This is a genomic window from Plebeiibacterium marinum (assembly GCF_026013615.1).
Classification (GTDB): domain Bacteria; phylum Bacteroidota; class Bacteroidia; order Bacteroidales; family Marinilabiliaceae; genus Saccharicrinis; species Saccharicrinis marinus_A.
Genome location: NZ_JAPDPI010000070.1, coordinates 1 through 19,110, shown reverse-complemented (window position 1 = coordinate 19,110; position 19,110 = coordinate 1). Strand labels below are relative to the sequence as shown.

10 protein-coding genes and 1 tRNA gene are annotated in these 19,110 nt (G+C 36.0%); 5 read left to right on the top strand and 6 right to left on the bottom strand.

The genetic code is table 11. The annotated features are described in order from the left end of the window. Positions 1-138: 138 nt before the first annotated feature. Together OM074_RS20060 and OM074_RS20055 are read right to left on the bottom strand one after the other, a co-directional pair. Positions 139-783, bottom strand: a complete 645-nt coding sequence (locus tag OM074_RS20060; protein WP_301202430.1) for a RagB/SusD family nutrient uptake outer membrane protein — start codon at positions 781-783, stop codon at positions 139-141. An 81-nt stretch (positions 784-864) separates the two neighbouring features. Beyond that, positions 865-3,249: a glycoside hydrolase family 31 protein gene (locus OM074_RS20055; protein ID WP_301202429.1), complete on the bottom strand. Its 2,385-nt coding sequence runs from the start codon at positions 3,247-3,249 to the stop codon at positions 865-867. A gap of 219 nt (positions 3,250-3,468) precedes the next feature. Between OM074_RS20055 and OM074_RS20050 the strand changes: the two genes are divergently transcribed. Further along, a complete protein-coding gene (locus OM074_RS20050) occupies positions 3,469-7,548 on the top strand; it encodes a hybrid sensor histidine kinase/response regulator transcription factor (RefSeq protein WP_301202427.1) in 4,080 nt (1,359 codons plus the stop codon). A 61-nt stretch (positions 7,549-7,609) separates the two neighbouring features. Here OM074_RS20050 and OM074_RS20045 read toward each other — a convergent pair. After that, positions 7,610-7,683, bottom strand: a tRNA-Ile gene (locus OM074_RS20045). A gap of 91 nt (positions 7,684-7,774) precedes the next feature. On the opposite strand from OM074_RS20045, the gene OM074_RS20040 reads away from it, so the two are divergent. Then, positions 7,775-8,404 carry an HAD family hydrolase gene (locus tag OM074_RS20040; RefSeq protein WP_301202426.1) on the top strand — a complete coding sequence of 210 codons (630 nt, stop codon included), beginning with the start codon at positions 7,775-7,777 and terminating at the stop codon, positions 8,402-8,404. 39 nt (positions 8,405-8,443) lie between these two features. Here OM074_RS20040 and OM074_RS20035 read toward each other — a convergent pair whose 3' ends face one another. The 3 genes from OM074_RS20035 to OM074_RS20025 all read right to left on the bottom strand — a co-directional run bounded on the left by OM074_RS20035 (position 8,444) and on the right by OM074_RS20025 (position 10,944). Beyond that, a complete protein-coding gene (locus tag OM074_RS20035) occupies positions 8,444-8,863 on the bottom strand; it encodes an SPOR domain-containing protein (protein WP_301202425.1) in 420 nt (139 codons plus the stop codon). 178 nt (positions 8,864-9,041) lie between these two features. Further along, complete coding sequence (locus OM074_RS20030) at positions 9,042-9,743, bottom strand: response regulator transcription factor (protein WP_301202424.1); 702 nt, start codon at positions 9,741-9,743, stop codon at positions 9,042-9,044. A 163-nt stretch (positions 9,744-9,906) separates the two neighbouring features. Further along, positions 9,907-10,944: a sensor histidine kinase gene (locus tag OM074_RS20025; RefSeq protein ID WP_301202423.1), complete on the bottom strand. Its 1,038-nt coding sequence runs from the start codon at positions 10,942-10,944 to the stop codon at positions 9,907-9,909. Positions 10,945-11,295: 351 nt separating this feature from the next. Between OM074_RS20025 and OM074_RS20020 the strand changes: the two genes are divergently transcribed. The 3 genes from OM074_RS20020 (at position 11,296) to OM074_RS20010 (ending at position 18,974) form a co-directional block, all read left to right on the top strand. Further along, complete coding sequence (locus tag OM074_RS20020) at positions 11,296-13,569, top strand: inorganic phosphate transporter (protein ID WP_301202422.1); 2,274 nt, start codon at positions 11,296-11,298, stop codon at positions 13,567-13,569. A gap of 645 nt (positions 13,570-14,214) precedes the next feature. Next, positions 14,215-16,968: a TonB-dependent receptor gene (locus OM074_RS20015; protein WP_301202420.1), complete on the top strand. Its 2,754-nt coding sequence runs from the start codon at positions 14,215-14,217 to the stop codon at positions 16,966-16,968. 38 nt (positions 16,969-17,006) lie between these two features. Then, positions 17,007-18,974, top strand: coding sequence for a beta-helix domain-containing protein (locus tag OM074_RS20010; protein WP_301202418.1), 1,968 nt, complete (start codon positions 17,007-17,009; stop codon positions 18,972-18,974). Positions 18,975-19,110: the final 136 nt, after the last annotated feature.

The window sequence follows — 19,110 nt, the reverse complement described above, 5'->3', positions numbered from 1 at the left end:
TTACAATTTCCGGTTTCAGAATGATCTTCAGTCATTTGAAGTTATGGACATAAAATATAAAGAGCTGCATTTAATAATAGATGCAGCTCTTTTTTTATTCAGTTGACATTTTACTGGCTATAAATTCAACCAACATTTTTAATAACCCGCATTTTGCTGAAGGTTTGAATTGGTTAACAGTGCCTGCTGAGGAATAGGATATAAATTTCTATAACTGGCACTGGCGTCATGCGAAAACCATGATTTGGTTGTAAAAACACCAAAACGTATTAGGTCCTGCCTTCTACGCCCCTCTTGCGTAAACTCCCATCCCAGTTCATCCAAAAACCTACCATATAAAATATCATCACCTCCATCATCGGTAGTGCTATAAGTATCCCTTCTACCATAATCGTAATTACTGCCTAGTAACAGTTCTTCGTCTGTAACTACAGCTTTGTCGGGATTTTCTTTAAATGCCCTTTCGCGAACTTTTGTAACAAGCGCTCCTGCACCAGATGCACCGCTTCTCATTAAAGATTCTGCTTTCATTAATAAAATGTCTGCGTAACGGAATAATGGCCAGTCGTTGCTTAGCCTATTGGTACTTCCCACTGCATATTCAAATTTACCCCATCTGTAACCATCATACATTGATGACTCATCTATACTAGGTACATCAACAGTGTATATCAATGGTTCTCCATTGTCACTACGATTAAGTATATCACCGGATGCTGTATATTGCTGTCCATAAATAAAGTTCTCCTTCAATCGGGCATCCTCCGGATCAAAAGATTTTATAAACTGAGGAATAGCACATACACCACCCCAAGGAACATTTGTAAAATTGTAAAGTATATAATAGGATTATTTACTCCTGCTCTATAATTTCACAACCTTTTCATTTCCTGTGTATTTAACTGCAATACTATTTTGGCCATTTTCAATCCCTTGCGCATTTGAATCTGACACTACCATAATATTAAACACTCTCTCCTTCAACATTCCATTATACGTTCCATTCCGTTTTTTAATTATTACCTCCCGCTTTTGATCGTCATAAACAAATTCAATAGTTGAATACTTACCCTTTTCATAGTTGTAATTATCAAACTCATCTTCATAAAGCGTAAACTTTCCATTGGCTCCAGGATATATTCTGATCTCCAAATTATCCCATCCTTTCTCCTCTGCAAATTGCACATCCGGCCCCCATGGAACAATTGATCCGGCTTTAACATACAATGGCATAACATCAATTGGTGTATTTTTTTCAATTAACTGACCTCCGTTTATTTTCTCCCCTGTCCAGAAGTCATACCAGCTACATCCATTAGGTAAGTAAACGGTAGAATTCTTAACACCGTTAAAGTTCTCACAAGCATTAACATACTTTTTGTCTTTCTTTTCATAATTTGTATACATTGATTCTGTTACAGGGCAAACTAAAAATGATTCTCCAAACAAATATTCATGTTCCAAATCAAAAACCTTTTTATCTTCCTCAAAATCAAATGCCAATGGTTTCATAAATGTTTTTCCTTCTGAAGTCACCTGCCATGATGTAGAATATAAATAAGGCAATAAACGATATCTTAGATGAATAAACTTTTTTATGGCATCATAGGACCAATCCCCCTTTTCCCCAAATTGCCATATCTCCCTGGGGGTATCTGTACCATGCGAACGCATCATGGGGCAAAATGTACCAAACTGCAACCAACGAACATACAATTCCCTGTAGGCCAAATTATCTTTACCCCCGGGGAAGTTCCATACAAAGAATCCTCCAATGTCACTATTCCAATAAGGAATTCCGCATACCGAAAGATTTAATGCAGCAGGAATCTGATCATGCAATACATTCCAGTCACTAACTACATCTCCCGACCAGGATGTAGCAGCATTCCGCTGTTGGCCGGCAAAAGACGATCGTGTTAAAATAAACACTCTTTTTTCTGATGTTGTTTGACGTTGATGCTCGTATATACCGGTTGTATGCATTAACGAAAACGCATTAGAAACAGATTGATATGAACCTAAGTGAGTAGGCTGTATAAAATCTTCTGGTTTAACATTAATATGATCTGGTTCTGTGGAGTCTAACCACCAGGCATCTACTCCTTCTGAGAAAACACCTCTATTTAGATAATCCCAGTATATATCACGGGCTTTGGGATTATAAACATCATATGGTTTGGTGCCGCTATTGGGAGGCCAGGTATCAAAATTGATTAACATGTTTTTTGATTCAAACTCGCCATATTGGTCAGTTAATGGTCCAAAACCTGGCCATGCCACAACCATCAGATGAGCATCCAGATCATGAATTTCTTTCGCAAATTGTTTAGGGTCCGGATATCGTTTCGAGTCCCATTTCATTGCATTCCAAACTGAATCTTCGCCCCAATATCTCCAATCTTGAATCATTCCATCAATAGGAACCTGCAATTCACGATACTTTTTTAATACATCCACAACTTCAAACTGTGTTTTGTATCGTTCCTTACTTTGCCAGTAACCCAGTGTCCACAACGGAAACATCGGAGCCTGACCGGACAGCTCCCTCATCTGCCGTATGGTTCCTTCTCCGGAGCCACCATACATAAAATAATAATCGATACAATCACCAATGGATTCAAAAGAGGTTTCTGATTCATTATCAGAATATGAAGTTGACGCATAGTTATCCCAGAAAATACTATAACCTTTTAAAGAACAAATGTAGGGTATAGTAATATCATGATTACTATTTTTTAGCTCGATAGTCCTGTTGCGTTGCTGCAAAGAGCTGTTTTGAACCTGTCCCAAACCATAAATAACTTCATCTTTAGCCAAAACAAAACCTTGCTTAACCATATAGCTATCTTTACCGGCATCATCAAAACTTTTAAATGTACTTCCATTAAGTTTTTCTTGCGACAGAATGCTTCCATCTTGTTTAAAGAAACTTATCTTTCCGGTTGCTAAATCCATTTTTACAGTTAGCTTTTTTGTAGATAAGATAACATCATCTCCTTCTTCATTGATATTGACCTTTGTATTTTTGTCCGGACTCTTTACTACAGAAAGTGATTCTTTTTCAGGTTGAGCTTCTATTAAGTGTTTATTAACCCTCACAATTGAAGGAGTTAAAAATTCAATAGTAACTTGTTTAGATTGTACAACAGCCGTAATTCCCGTGCCTGTCTCTTTAAAGCGATCACTCTTACAAGAGGCTGCTATTGATAAGATTAAAACGGATAACGTGATAAAAGTTCTTCTCATGCTCATTTTTATTAATTGACAATTGGATTCTTCAGTAAACTAATTTGTATAGCAAAGGTATCGTCCATTGTTAATATTTGTTAACACACATGTTGCGGGCTTTAGAAGGTACGTTGAAATCTGATTGCAACATAAGTTGCAACAACCAACATACAACCCTATTAATCAACACCTAACCACACAAAAGCACACTTTAAGAAAAACACAGTTGTCAGCAAAATGATAAAATCATTGATAAAAAATCATAATTTTGTTGATAGTGATGTGCTAGTGTTTTTTAAAACCAAAGCTTTTTCTTTATCGCAAATGCAAGTAAATACTACAATAAAAAGATTCTGTCTGCTAATATTTATTTTCCTGTATCAGATGCTTTTGCTAACCGGGCAAAATCATTTTGTATTCTTTCCTATTGATAGTAAAGATGGATTATCCGGCAATAGGGTTCGGAGCATGGGTCAGTTGCCTGATGGAAGGTTGATTATTGTAACTGAGGGATTGGTAAATTTATACGACGGCAAAAATTTTAAGTACCTGCATATTAAAGATGATAAAACATATCCATTAAGTGAATATGATGGACATCATAGAATGTATGTAGACAATAGCAATGGACTATGGATTAAAAACAAGCATACATTAGTATATTTTGATATTGAACATGAAGAGTTTGTTGCAAACCTGGACAGCATTTTAAAGTTACAGAACATAGATGTTCAATTAGCTGACGTTTTTGTTGATTCACAAAAACACTTCTGGTATTTATCAAATGATTTCTCTCTTTATCAGAATGATTTAACAACCAAAGAAAACATCCTTTTTAAAAAACAGATAATTAATAAAGGAACATTAAAAGACCAGCTATATGATATAGAAGTTGTTAATAATCAACTTTTTTTGTTTTACAAATCAGGTTTAATGAGCTGTTACGACCTTATCTCGCACGACCTCTTATACGAATACAACCCCTTAAACAACGAAGCAACTTTGGATTATCAACAGACCCTGATGGTTGTTTGTTTTGACAAGTATCTTTATCAAATAAGAAATGGTGACAGGGGGAATAGCATTATGCTTAGGTATAATGTTAAGAATAAAAAATGGTTAAAAATACTTGAAGAAAATTACCGGCTCAATACCTTAAGCATTGATAATAGTGGTAATTGTTACGTTAGTACAACAAGAGGGTTTTGGTGGATATCTCACGACCTTTCCCAAAAACAATATATTCCTGAATTATCATTAGAAGATGGAAGAATTTTTGATACAGAAATAAGTACTCAATACAATGATGAAACAGGAGGACTGTGGATCGGGTCATTTAACCGAGGGATGCTTTATTATCACCCGGACCGGTTTTTATTCAGGAATAACGGAACCACCCTATTTGAAAAATTATCAACAAAAAATTTAATGGTGAATAGTTTTACCGAAAACTCAATTCACACATTAATTGGCACTAATAATGGGATATATAAAAAACCCAGTAATCAAAATAAACTAGTCAAGGACAATCGGTTTCCCTCAAACATGATTTGTAATACCATGCTAACCGATAGTAAAATGAGAACATGGATTGGCTCTGAACAGTCAGGCATATTTTGTGCTAAAAACCAAACAATACATCATTACAAAATGAATGCATCGTGTAATTATATGTATGAAGCCTACAATGGAAAAATATTATTATTCACTAACCATGGAGTTTACAACTATTCCGAAAAAAATGACAATTTTATTCTTATAGCGAATGATAATAAATCATATAATATCAAACAGGTTTTGGAGATAAAATCAGATCTTCTTATATGTATCTCGGATAATGACATTTTCTACCTGGATATTAAGAAGAACCCCTCAATACAACTTCCTATCGACAGTATATTCTCTGACAACATGGGCAAGTTGTCTAATCACAAATACAACTGCATTTCACTAGATAGCAGGGGAATGATATGGTTAGGCACCCACGATGGATTATATATGATTAACAGAGGCACTGGCAAACTTACATCATTTCATACAGAAAATGGATTAGTAAACAATTATATTCAATCGATTATAGAAGATCATGAAAGCAGAATATGGGTTTCAACATCAAGCGGTATCTCAAAAATAGATCTATTAGTTGATAAGGTGGGTGAATATTCTACTTCAATAACTAACTACAATCATTATGATGGTGTTATAGGATCCGGTTTTTTGCCAAGATCTGTGTTTCTTTCAAAAGATAAAAACATTTATTGGGGTGGATTGGATGGATACAATCAGATTAATACAATTCAGTTATCAAAAGATCACACTCTTTTGCAACAGCCCATATTATCAAACCTCTATATCAATGGAATCAAAGTAAACCAGGGAACCCAATTAAAAGGTCGTGCTATACTATCAAAATCATTAGCCTCTACCGATGAAATTGAACTTAGATATAACCAGAATTTTTTCACTGTTGAGTTTTCAGCTTTAAACTACATTAATGAATTCAGAACCTTCTACAAATATAAATTAGAAGGCTTTGATGAGGGTTGGCATACTTTTAATTCTACTAATGGCATTGGAAACGCAACATATACCAATTTATCACCAGGAAACTATAAATTAAAGATTCTGTCTTCAAATTCTTTAAAACTATGGGGAAATAACTATCGTGAATTAGCCATTGTTATACATCCACCGCTATGGAAAACACCTTATTTTTATGTGCTATACTTTATAATAGGAGTTGTTTCTATATACGCAGGATTATCCTATGCCTTAAAACAAGGCAAAAGGAGGAATGAAAGAAAACAAAAAGAAGCTTTAGATCAAATGAAGTTTAGCTTCTTTACAAATGTAAGCCATGAATTAAGAACTCCGCTGACATTAATTATAACACCACTAAACTCCATCATACAAAAAATAGATGAAAGTCCACTAAAAAAGCAGCTTATAAACATTACAAAGAATGCCAATAATTTGTTAGATATAGTGAATCAATTGCTGGATTTTAGAAAGTTAGAAATGAGAGGCGAATACCTTCAACTGAGCTATTGCAATATTAATGACTTTATAAATGTAATTGGACAATCATATGAGGAAATGGCAGAAAGTAAGGGCATCAATTTTACCTGGTATGCAAAGGAACAAATTGACGCTTATGTAGACAGCGTCAAGCTTCGCAAAGTAATTAACAACCTTTTGTCTAATGCATTTAAATTCACATCCGAATATGGAAATATAAGTTTAAGTGCTAAACTGGGGCACATTCCGGATAGCGAAACCCCAGCCATTTGTATTACAGTTACAGATAATGGCATTGGGATTCCTAAAGATGAATTAAACCACATATTTGATCGTTTCTATCAGATTAAAAAGCACGAAAAATCGCACTCCGGGAGTGGAATCGGACTGCATATGGCAAGAGAATACGCATTGTTGCATCATGGTATTATTGAGGTGAACAGTGAACCTGGTGAAGGAACTAGTTTTATAATTTATATACCAGCTCAACTGCATCCTGAAAATACAACAGAGGAAAATGAAGAGGTTGTTGATGCTGGAAATTTAAAGTTATTGGTAGTTGAGGACAATAAAGACTTCAGAGAATTTCTGAAAGCTGAACTGTCTGAAAATTATACTGTAATTTCCTCTACAAATGGGCTTGATGCTATTTTAAAAGTGCAGGAATTTAACCCTGATATAATAATTAGTGATTATAGTATGCCAGAGATGAATGGTTATGAATTTTGTAAGAAAATTAAAAATGACCTTAATACTTCTCATATTCCATTTATAATGCTAACAGCCCACACTTCGGATAAAGACCAGCTTATGAGCTTTAACGCCGGCGCTGACGCCTTTATTACCAAACCTTTTAATATGGAGATTTTGCTATTGCGGATAGAGAAGCTGATTGAGCAAAAAAAGCAACGTCTCAACTTGTACAAAAATACTATTGTAGTCCAGCCAAAACATGTGGCATCTTCTAATATGGATGAAGAGTTTATAAAAAAGGCCCTGGAATGTGTAGAAAAAAACATGAGTAATCCTTCCTATTCCGTTGTGGATTTTAGTAGGGATATGCATATGGACAGGACAGGTTTGTTTCGAAAACTAAAAGTGCTGGTAGGACAATCACCAAGTTCATTTCTAAAATCCATACGCCTAAAAAAATCCGCACAGTTTCTGAATGAGGGAATAGCAGTCAGTGATGCTGCAGAAATGGTTGGCTTTGGGGGCTTGAGTTATTTTAGCAAATGCTTTTTCGAAGAGTTTCATGTTAAGCCATCGCAATATATACAGCAAAACAAAATCAGGTAATAAGATATTTGGTACTAAATAAAAAACCACTTACAAATTAATGTAAGTGGTTTAAAATCAGTGGGCCCACCTGGGCTCGAACCAGGGACCACCTGATTATGAGTCAGGTGCTCTAACCAACTGAGCTATAGGCCCTGCATTGGAATACAAAAATCGTTTTGTATATTGCGGATGCAAAATTAATAAGTTATCTCAATTAATCAAATATACAGCTAAAAAATTTTACATGATTTTACATGAAAAGAAGAATATAATCTTTGACCTGGGGAATGTTGTAGTAGATATTGATCTGAATATCACCATGGAACGCTTTAGGAAACTTGGATTTAAAAAAGAAGGAGATTTTTTAAATAAATACCAGCAGATTGGGATTTTTAACGATTTTGAGGAAGGCAGGGTTTCGGCCGGGGAGTTTGTTGAGGGTTTAAAAGCTTACATGAAAGCTGGAGTAACCGATGAAGAAATAATAGAAGCCTGGAACGTAATTATTGGCGATTATAAAGAAGATCGGATAGAAACTATTTTAAAGCTTAAAGAAACGCATGGTGTATATCTGCTTAGCAATACAAACGAACTGCATGTTGAGGTATGTGAAAACAAGGTGCCTTTAGTTGGTAGCCTTAACAAGCTTTTTAATAAGACTTATTATAGTCACGAAATGGGAATGAGTAAGCCCAACAGGAATATCTTTGAGGCTCTTTTAAAGGATGCCGGCATTAAAGCTGAAGAAACCTTGTTTTTAGATGATTCGAAGGCCAATGTAGAAGCAGCGAGGAAACTTGGGATAGAATCCTGGCTGGTAGAATACCCTGATCAATGGGTGCCCAGAATGAAAGCTTTAATTAAGGAAAGGTAAAAAGCAAAAAAAAGAGACCCGAACCGGATCTCTTTTTTCTTATCTTTTAATCAACAACCAAACATCATCGTTGTTGGGTTGCTTTCTTTCCATAGCTAATTCGTTAAAAGCTTCGTCCCTGTCGGCAAATCCCTTGTACGATACCTTGTAAAAATCTTTGTTCTTACCAGTTTTCCGGATGATAACCTCTGAGTCAAAACCTTGTTCTATTAATTCTGCTTTAAATGTTTCAGCATTCTTTTGGCTTGAAAAACTACCTGCAATCAGGAAATACTTGTTATCAGGCTTTTCAACCACTTTTGGAGCCGGTGGTGGCGGAGGAGGAGTAATAGTATCCTTAGTAACTTCCGGAGCTTTAATCACTTCACGCTTAACCTGCTTTTTAGGGGCTTCCTTTTTATTGCCGCAAGAAAATGTAAATACGGCTATAATTATCAATAGTAGAATGTTTCTAATCATATTATTCAGATATTTCGCTGCTAAAAATAAAAATAATATTTTAATAAATAGTCCAGACTGGTTGAATTTACATTCAATGGCGTTTTTTTAAGGCCAATATACCATTGGTGTTGATGAGATAAAAAAAGAGGAACTTATAAAAAAATCCCTCTTAACCAATTTATTTATTGTAAAGTAATTATTCCACAAACTTATACCCTACCCCTTTAATGGTTTTAATATGTTCCTGGCCAATCTTTTCACGCACTTTCCTGATATGTACATCTATCGTCCTATCGCCAACAATGATACTGTCGCCCCATACGGCATTGTATATTTCATCCCTGGTAAATACTTTGTCGGGTTTTGAAGCCAAAAGCATTAGTAGTTCAAATTCTTTTTTAGGCAACACCAATTCAGAGCCTTTGTTTATAATAATATATTTTTCCCTGTCAATAGTTAAATCGCCAATTTGGATTACATCCGATTTTTTTTCTGATCCGGAAATACTGTCAGACTTATATCTTTTTAGCAAAGCCTTTACCCTTGAAATTAACACTTTGGGCTTTATAGGCTTGGATATATAGTCATCAGCACCAGCATCAAACCCTGCTATTTGAGAATAATCCTCACCACGGGCAGTTAAAAACGCCACAATAGTATTTTTAAGTTCCGGGATTCGCTTGATCTCTTCGCAAGTTTCTATGCCATCCATTTCGGGCATCATTACATCCAGTACAATTAAATGAGGGAGTTCTTTTTTTGCAATGGCAATAGCCTCACTTCCGTTACTTGAAGTTAAAACCTGAAATCCTTCCTTTTTCAAGTTGTACCCAACAAATTCAACAATATCGGGTTCGTCATCAACTAATAAAATCTTAAAATTGTTTGCTTCTATCATGATTAAAGCGTTTGAATTATTTTACTTCATAACTCATAAATTTTCCCTGTGTGCTAAAGAATTATGAAGATATTTTACTGCTGTGAAGGTACGCAAATGGCACTATTAACTGTATATATATCTTTAAGCTTACGTAAAGAATTTGTTAATTTTTAAAGGTACACTAATTTTTAGCTTTATCAAACGTTAAGGTAAAGCTGGTTCCTTTACCATAGGTGCTGGTTACGTTAATGGTTTGATTGTGGGCTTCAATCAGGTGCTTCACAATGGCCAACCCGAGCCCAGTCCCCCCTTGTTCGCGCGACCTGCTTTTGTCGGCCCTGTAAAAACGCTCAAAAATACGGGGCAGGTCACTTTCTTTTATTCCTACACCATTGTCTTTGATCTCAATCAGGAAGCGTTTGTCCATATCATAATAATTGATAGTGGTCCTCCCACCCTTGTTTCCATAATTAATTGAGTTTACCACAAGATTGCTAAAAACCTGAAAGAGCTTCTGCTTGTCTCCTTTAATCATCAATTGCTTTCCGCCGGCTTTGTTTAATTTCAATTCAATATTTTTTTCTTTTGCCCGGATATCCTGCAAATCAAATACATCCTCGATCAATTGAAAAAGGTTAAACTCTTCCACATGGAGTTCCAATTCGCCCGACTCCAGTTTTGAAATTGATTCCAGGTCTTCAATGATTGAGATCATTCTGTCGATACTTTTTTCGGTACGGTTAAGGTACAGCATGTTGATATCCGGATCATCAATACCTCCATCAAGCAAGGTAAGTATATAGCCCTGAATGTTAAAAACCGGGGTTTTAAGCTCGTGCGATACATTGCCGAGAAACTCCTTACGGTATTTTTCCATTTGCTTTAGTTGTTGTATCTCTTTTGTTTTTCCTTGCATCCAGTCAGCCACTTCTTTGTTAACTTCCGAAAAAGGATCCTTCTCACGCGCAATATTCCCTTCATTAGCAGAAGGTTTGAAATGGTGAATAGTTTTGTATATGGGTTTAACTTTTGATTTGATAAAACTGTTAATAAAATGACCAGCATACAAGCCATATATTGCCACAACAACAGGGATAGATACTAAAAGTGACACCATAATATTAGGCGAAAAATAGTTCACCAGGAAAAATAATATGGTAAGAAAAAAGTATATACAGGTTGATAAAAGAATAATCCTTTTTGAAGTGATGTTATTCATACGTTAGTATTTTGTTTATAGTGGTCGAATAAAACTCGCATCCAAAAATCAGTAATTGATAAATCTTTTGTCATGCCCTTTCATCGATTTGTCTGATTATTTAATATTATAATAGCATTAAACATTTGGTGTGGGTTTTTCAATGTGCTATATTTCGGCCGTTATTTTTTAGGTACGCACAACAAATATTTTATGTGGTTTATTACATAACAAAGGTTCAAATGTATAGTTTTTGAACGGTAATATTTATGTGGATACCTTTAAAATGAGAAAATTTCATAATAAGATAACCTTGGCTTTGCACTTGGGTCTGTTTTATTTTGAAGAATGTTATTAGTAAAATATTTGTTAATGGACCATTTATATATAATTGTTTTTGTATTGGTAGTGTTGGGAATTGTTGACCTGGTTGTTGGCGTTACAAATGACGCGGTTAACTTTCTGATTTCTGCCATCGGTTCAAAAGTGGCCAGACGCAAATATATTTACCTTGTTGCAGGGGCCGGAATTATCCTTGGGTGCCTGTTTTCAGGTGGGATGATGGAAGTGGCCAGAAAAGGGATTTTTAATCCCCAGTTTTTTTACCTGGATCAGCTACTGATTATATTCCTGGCCGTAATGTTTACCGATATAATATTGATCGACCTGTTTAATACTTTTGGCTTTCCCACATCTACTACTGTAGCCATTGTTTTTGAACTACTGGGTGGTGCGTTGGCCCTGGGCCTGATCGTGATAGGAGGAGATAATCCGGATGGATTAAAAATAGAGCAGCTGATCAATACACAAAATGCGCTGATTATACTTGCCGGAATTGTTTTATCTATTGTGATTGCTTTTCTATCGGGTGCCATTATTCAGTTTGTTTCCCGTATGGTTTTTACCTTCAGGCATAAGGGACGGTTTAAGTTCCTTTTTTCTGTGGCCGGGGCTATTGCTATAACGGCTATTTGTTTCTTGATATTAAAAAAAGACGAAGCTTTTGCCAATATTATATATGGCTCGGTTGCTGATGGCGTATTAAACAACCTGCCTTTGGTTTTATCGCTCATTTTCGGATTGTCAACCATTGTATTCTTGTTGTTGTCATATTTCTTTAAGGTTGATATTCCAAAAATTGTTGTATTTGCCGGAACTTTTACCATTGCTTTGTCATTTGCATCAAACGACCTGGCAAACTTTATCAGCATCCCGCTTTCAAGCTTAGAAGGTGCCAATGAGTTTATTAGCAATGTTCATGCATCACCCTCTATGTTTTTAATGGATATTTGGCAAGGTGGGGTTTTAAACAATGTATGGAGCCCTAAAGTATATAATATAATATACTTGTTATCGGGCATTGTGATGGTGATCACCATTTTTGCATCAAGGAAATTGCGCACAGTAACAGAAACCGTGATGTATCTCGGGCGACAGGATTCGGGCTATGAAACATTTGAACCAACCAACATGTCGCGCTATATAGTTTACGCTTTTTTTAATATTTACAATAAGCTAAACAAATGGTTGCCTGCTGCTTTTACAAACAGAATTACCAACAGATATGAGCGCTCAGAAGAGGATGCTGATACCGATATTGAAAAGGCTGTTTATTTTGATACCGTTCGGGCCAGTGTAAACTTGGCAGTAGCCAGTTTGTTGATAGGGGTCGGCACATATTTCACCATTCCCTTGTCTACAACTTTTGTGGTTTTTATGGTGGTAATGGGTACCTCATTGGCCGACCAGGCATGGGGGCGTGAGAGTGCAGTGTATAGGATTACCGGGGTACTAACTATTTTGGGGGGCTGGTTTATTACTGCGACCATGGCTTTTATAGGGGCTTTTGTGTTGGCTATTTTTATTTGGTGGGCCGAAATTTATGCAGTGGCTGTTTTGTTGGTACTTACTGTGTTTGTAATGTTCCGCTCGGCAAAATACCATAAAAAGATATATTCTCAACGACAGGAGATAAATCTTAAAAACAACAATGCACATCATAAAAACATTAATACGGTAATTGATTTAGGAAGTGAACGTATCCGAAAGCATATTTTAGAAACATCAAAAATTTATATGCTGATTATACAGGGCTTTGTTGATGAAAACCTGAAGCAATTGAAGGAGACCTGTGAAAAAACAAAAGAGTTAACCAAAACATCCCGTAAAACCAAGGAAGAATTGTTCGACAATTTCACCAATGTGGGTGTGGGATCTTTCGATTCGGGCCATTACTTTATACAGGCCCTGGATTATCTGGGTGAACTGTCGGCTACATTAAACCAGATGTCGGTACCCATATGCAACCATTTAGACAATCAACACAAAGGATTGAGCAACTCCCAAAAGGAAGATGCATTGCTGCTACTGGAAGAAATGACAGGTTTCTTTAATTTTCAGGTGCACATTGAAAAGGAAAATAAGTTTGAAGCTGTTCCCGAGATCATTGACAAGCAAAAATACATTATCAACCTGATTGAGGATCTACGTAAAAAGCAGATCAAACGTATTATGAATGGCAAAAGCCGGCAACGTTCGAGCATTTTACTGTTGGAATGCTATGCCGAATCAAAAAATCTGGTACTGTACACCATCAACCTTTTAAAGTCGCACCGCGATTTCTACAAAAATTCAAGGCTCGGATAGTGTTTAGTAACTCAAGCAGTCCCAGGGCTATTGTATCTGGTGGATAATCATTTTATAAAGAAAACTGCTGATTTTTTTATTAGCCCACCAACACCCCTCAGTTCTCCCGAATACAAGTTCGGGACAGGCTCTAAAGACAAAGTTGCTTCCGCACTGTGCGTTGGAATTTTCCCCTTTAGAGCTTGTCCAGATCAAACGGGAGGTATCAAACGGGTGAGCGTAGGAATCATGAGTTTTCTTGCAGGAACTAAATACGTAGTGCTGCTCATCAGGAAATGCAGGAAAAGAATCATCAACTTTATAAGATTAAAAGATAAATTGAGTATGCTTTCCTCACTTCTCTATACAAATTGTTAAAAGCACGTTAACCAATCATTAACTGGTCTGTTAATTAACATTTCAACTTCACACCACTGCATTTATATATATCTGTATTACAGCACACAAAGCTCCATACTATAGATTATAATACTTCATATACCCTTAATATTTACTTATCGAACAGGCCAATATTGCAACCTATTTTTGTTTCAGAAATTTTAGTGGAAAAATAAAAACACAGCTCATTAAGGTCTGAACACACACAGGAAGAATTTAATGAAGCTAGAGTGAAAATTGAATTGGATTTTAAATAAAATGGATCAAATGAGACAGAGGTTTTTTGTTGTATTAATGTTTTTGTTTGTAGGCGTGGGAGCCGGCATTGCGCAACAAGGATTTTTAAAGGGGAAGATCACCGACAAAACTACGGGAGAAGAATTAGTTGGTGCAGCTGTTGTAGTGGATGGAACTACTTTAGGAACTATTACCAATTTTATGGGAGAATATATGATGCCTCCTTTAGATGCGGGGACTTACACCATCAGGGTTCAATATATTTCATACGACCCTCAGGTATTTAACGAGGTTATTATTAAAGCAGGCGAGGAAACTCAATTGGATATCCAGCTAAAGTCTGCCACCATGGATATTGAAGAGGTTCAGGTGGTGGCAAAGGTTAACCGCGAATCGGAAACAATACTATTAATGGACCAAAAGAAGGCGGAAGTTATTAAAGAAAGCATCGGGGCAAAGCAGCTTTCAACCATGGGGGTTTCTGATGCAGCCGGTGCAACAACAAAAATTTCAGGAGTCACCAAAAATGAAGGATCAGGAGATATATACATCCGTGGGCTGGGAGACAGATATTTATCTACTACAATGAACGGCTTACCAATTCCTTCTGATGACGTAGAAAAAAAGAACATTGATTTAAATATGTTTTCTACTGATGTTATTAAAAATGTAGGTATCAGTAAAACATATTCAGTAGGAACTTATGCTGATCAATCGTCAGGTAATGTAGATGTCACTTCAAAAACTTTTTCTGAAAAAATTACACTTGGTTTAAAAACAGGATCTAGCACTAACGTATTACAAAGTGGTGTTTGGGATAATTTTAAAACAACACAAAACTACCAGGATTTAAAGTTTGGATCATATGATCAGCCTTATAAAACGAGTGATGCTATACAGAACCAAAGCTGGGGAACTGATAAAAGGAGTCTCCCATTAGGTTATGAAATGTCCTTATCAGCCGGTAAAAAGTTTAAGTTTTTTGAGAAAGATTTATCTGTATTTGTTACCGCTTCACATGAGAGTGGAGCCGAATACAGAGAAGGTTCTTTCCAGAAATATAGGATGAATTCAAAATCGAATTCTTTTACTGATGTGGAGAATTTTAAGTCGAAAATTAACACTACTGCACTATTGAACCTTGCCTATGATTTTAGTGCCAGCAGTAATATCAACTTTAATAGCTTATTGGTGTTAAAAACGGTTGATGAATTATATGAGCGCGGTAGAAATGGAGAAGGTTTTGTGCGCGACCAGGACCCGAAAGAAACAGAGGCTTTTTCCAGAGATCAGAATCTAAAGGAAACAAAGATGTTTATAAATCAATTAGTGGGCAGTCATTTAATTGGAAAAAATAAAGTAAAGTGGGCCCTGGGCTATAACACAGTTAGCGCAGACGAACCTAACAGAATAAGAAACGAAGTAAATATTTTCGATAATGGTGTTCAGTTTGCATATGTGGGGGATTTTCAACAAAGAAGATCATTTCAAAACATTAAAGATAAAGAGCTGAATGGATACCTGAAAGATGAATTGAATTTTGTAGATGAGGGGAATAAAAAATTAAAACTGTCGTTTGGTGCAAACTTCAGAATGAAGGAAAGAGATTTTGACGCACAGTACTTCGGGGTGAGAGCTAAAGGTGAAGTATTCACAGCTCCTTCTATAGATGATTTAGATGCTATTTTACTGGATAAGTCATTATATGGAACAAGCAGCACTGACCTAAGGATTAGAGAAGGAAAACTTGATAATTATAGTGCAAACTTAGATGTGTATGCCGGATTTTTGAATGCTACATTTCAAATGAATAAACTTTCAGGTAGTCTTGGAGTAAGATATGAGAAAGATGAGCTTGATGTAAATTGGGATGTAACAAATTATGTAGGAAGAATTGGTAGCATATCTAATAGTTATGATAATATTTTACCGGCACTAAATCTTAAATATCAATTATCTGAAAAAGGTGCTTTGCGCTTTGCAGCAAGTAAAACAATCACACTTCCTGAGTTTAAAGAACTAGCTCCTTTTGAGTATGTATCACCTACAGGTCGCGTAACAAAAGGTAATCCGGATTTAAAGAATTCAGAAAATTACAATTTTGATCTAAAATGGGAGTTGTATCCTAACGCCAAAAACCTGGTTTCATTAACAGGATTCTATAAAATGATTAAAGATCCTATAAACAGGGCTCAAACCAGAGGTTCATCAGGTTACTTTTACTTTGCAAATACCGGCGAACAGGCGGACGTTTATGGATTAGAGTTTGAAACCAGATTTAGCATTATCAAGGCCGAAACCACAGGTACCCCAAGTTTAAATATGGTTGTAAATGCAACTAAGATGTGGTTTAATCAGGATCTGCTGGAAGAATTTCAATACAACAGTAAAACAGAAACAGATTTACAAGGAGCTGCCGGTTTCATATGCAATGGTAGCCTTAGTTTCTCAAACAACAAAGAGAAAAAATTTGTGGCTACACTTACCGGAAACTACTCATCGGACAAGATTTATGCATTAGGCGCCCCGGAATCATTTACTTATAGCAATACATTATTTAATAATGAAATTGTTGAAAAAGGATTTGTTACACTTGATTTAGTGTTGAGCAAAAAACTATCTGATAGGATTTCGATGAAACTATCAGGTAAAAATTTACTGAATCCCAAGATTGAACAAACTCAAAAAATTGAACCTGTATCAGGTGAGTCCTCTAACGAAGTTGTCAGCTCATATAAAAAAGGAATAAACCTAAGTATAGGTGTAAGTATAAATTTGAATTAAAATTTTGAATAACGTTATATTTTTAAATTAACACGAAAATGAAAAAGTTAGTATTAAAAGTTTTAGGTCTTGCAATTATGGCAATGCCAGTTTTTACAAGTTGTGATGACGATGATGACATCAGTCCAGAATTAAAAGCAGTTTTGGATAACCTAGAAACAGGTGTAATGGAAGGTAAACTTTCAGAAGATTACACTCTTGATGCTTCGCAATCATATAGACTAAATGGTGCTTTCATTGTAGAAGATGGCGCTACTTTAACTATCCCTGCCGGTACCAGTATCTTAGCCGATAATGGAGGTACTGATGTTTATATCGCAGTAATGATGGGTGGTAAAATTGACATCCAGGGTACTGCCTCCAGCCCGGTTGTAATGTCATCGTCAAATGGAGAACCAGGCGATTGGGGTGGATTAACACTTTGCGGTAAAGCCACTACAAATGCAGGAGCAAACTCAACTGCTGAAGTTGGAGGTTTTATTTATGGAGGTTCTGAAGATGAGGATAGCTCAGGTTCTATTAAAAACCTGGTTATTAAAGGAACAGGAGCTCAGATTAATGATGATTCACAGTATAATGGTGTTTCTTTCTACGCTGTAGGTTCTAAAACAGTTGTAGAAAATGTTGCTGTAATCAACGGTTCTGATGATGGTGTTGAGTTCTTTGGTGGAACTGTTTCAGTTAAGAATCTTTTCTTACAAAACAACGAGGATGATGCTATTGACTGGACTGAAGGTTGGAACGGAACAGTAGAGAATGCTTATGTTGAACATACAATTGCTGGTTTTTCAACTGTAGTTGAAGGTGATAAAGTAAATAACAACCCAAAAATCATTAACCTGACAGCTGTTTCTACTGTTGGTGGTACTGCGCTGCAGTTTAAAGTAGAATCTGGTGCTACAATTACAGGTTTATCTTTAAGCGGTTATGACAAAACTATCGATATGAAAGATAACGGTGCGTTATCAAATGTAAAAATTGATGGTGTTGATGCGGATCCTTCAAAAAGTTATAACGCTCCTGCTACGGTTGATCCTTCAGCATGGACATGGACTTCTGCTGTAGTACAACAGGTATCAACCTGGTCTGGAAGTACTTTATCTGGTGAAGTAACTGGTTTGGTAACTCTGGATCCTACAGTAGCTTACAACCTCACTTCATCTTTAATTGTAAAGGATGGTGCTTCTTTAATGATTCCTGCCGGAACTAAAATCACTTCTGAAGCTGAAGGTACAGATGTATATATAGCTGTATTGATGGGTGGAAAAATTTACATCAATGGTACTGCAGATGCACCTGTTGTAATGTCTTCGGTAAATGCTGAACCAGGAGACTGGGGTGGATTAACTATTTGTGGAAAAGCCACTACAACTGCAGGTGCAAATGCCACTGCCGAAGTTGGTGGATTCATTTATGGTGGGGATGATGACAACGATAACTCAGGAGAAATCCAATATCTTGTAATCAAAGGAACTGGAGCCCAAATTAACGACGATTCACAATATAATGGTGTTTCTTTATACGCTGTTGGATCAAGTACTACTATCAACAATATTGCTGTAATTAATGGTTCTGATGATGGTATCGAATTCTTCGGTGGATCTGCAAATGTTACTAATATTTATTTAGAGGATAACGAAGATGATGCAGTAGACTGGACTGAAGGATGGAATGGTACTGTTGTTAACACCTACATCAAACACGAAGTAGATGGTTTCTCAACTGCTTTTGAAGGTGACAAAGTAAACAACAATCCTAAATTCGAAAATGTAACTGCTATTTGTACTGCTCCTAACGGTGGTACCGGGTTACAATTTAAAGCTGAATCAGGTGCAACCATTACTAACCTATACCTTGAAGGTTATACAAAAAACATCGATATGAAAGATGGTGGCCCATTAGCTAATGTTGTAATTGATGGTGTTGCAGCAACTACTGATGCCGCATACAATTCAGGTACTAAAGTTGATGTATCAGGTTGGACTTGGATTTCAGCTGGTTTATAATTCGATTACTTATAGAGAATGGCTTTAACCATTTATTTTAAAATACTAGTGATGCGTTAACTTTTAAAAATATTTTGCAAACAATTATATTTCAATACAATATAAACGTTCTTTGATTTTTTGATTTGATTTGACT

What these genes read in the sequence shown, in the direction of transcription:
- OM074_RS20055 (WP_301202429.1), bottom strand. Translation starts at nt 3,249, where the DNA reads ATGAGAAGAACTTTTATCACGTTATCCGTTTTAATCTTATCAATAGCA.
- OM074_RS20050 (WP_301202427.1), top strand. Translation starts at nt 3,469, where the DNA reads ATGATAAAATCATTGATAAAAAATCATAATTTTGTTGATAGTGATGTG.
- OM074_RS20040 (WP_301202426.1), top strand. Translation starts at nt 7,775, where the DNA reads ATGATTTTACATGAAAAGAAGAATATAATCTTTGACCTGGGGAATGTT.
- OM074_RS20035 (WP_301202425.1), bottom strand. Translation starts at nt 8,863, where the DNA reads ATGATTAGAAACATTCTACTATTGATAATTATAGCCGTATTTACATTT.
- OM074_RS20030 (WP_301202424.1), bottom strand. Translation starts at nt 9,743, where the DNA reads ATGATAGAAGCAAACAATTTTAAGATTTTATTAGTTGATGACGAACCC.
- OM074_RS20025 (WP_301202423.1), bottom strand. Translation starts at nt 10,944, where the DNA reads ATGAATAACATCACTTCAAAAAGGATTATTCTTTTATCAACCTGTATA.
- OM074_RS20020 (WP_301202422.1), top strand. Translation starts at nt 11,296, where the DNA reads ATGGACCATTTATATATAATTGTTTTTGTATTGGTAGTGTTGGGAATT.
- OM074_RS20015 (WP_301202420.1), top strand. Translation starts at nt 14,215, where the DNA reads ATGAGACAGAGGTTTTTTGTTGTATTAATGTTTTTGTTTGTAGGCGTG.
- OM074_RS20010 (WP_301202418.1), top strand. Translation starts at nt 17,007, where the DNA reads ATGAAAAAGTTAGTATTAAAAGTTTTAGGTCTTGCAATTATGGCAATG.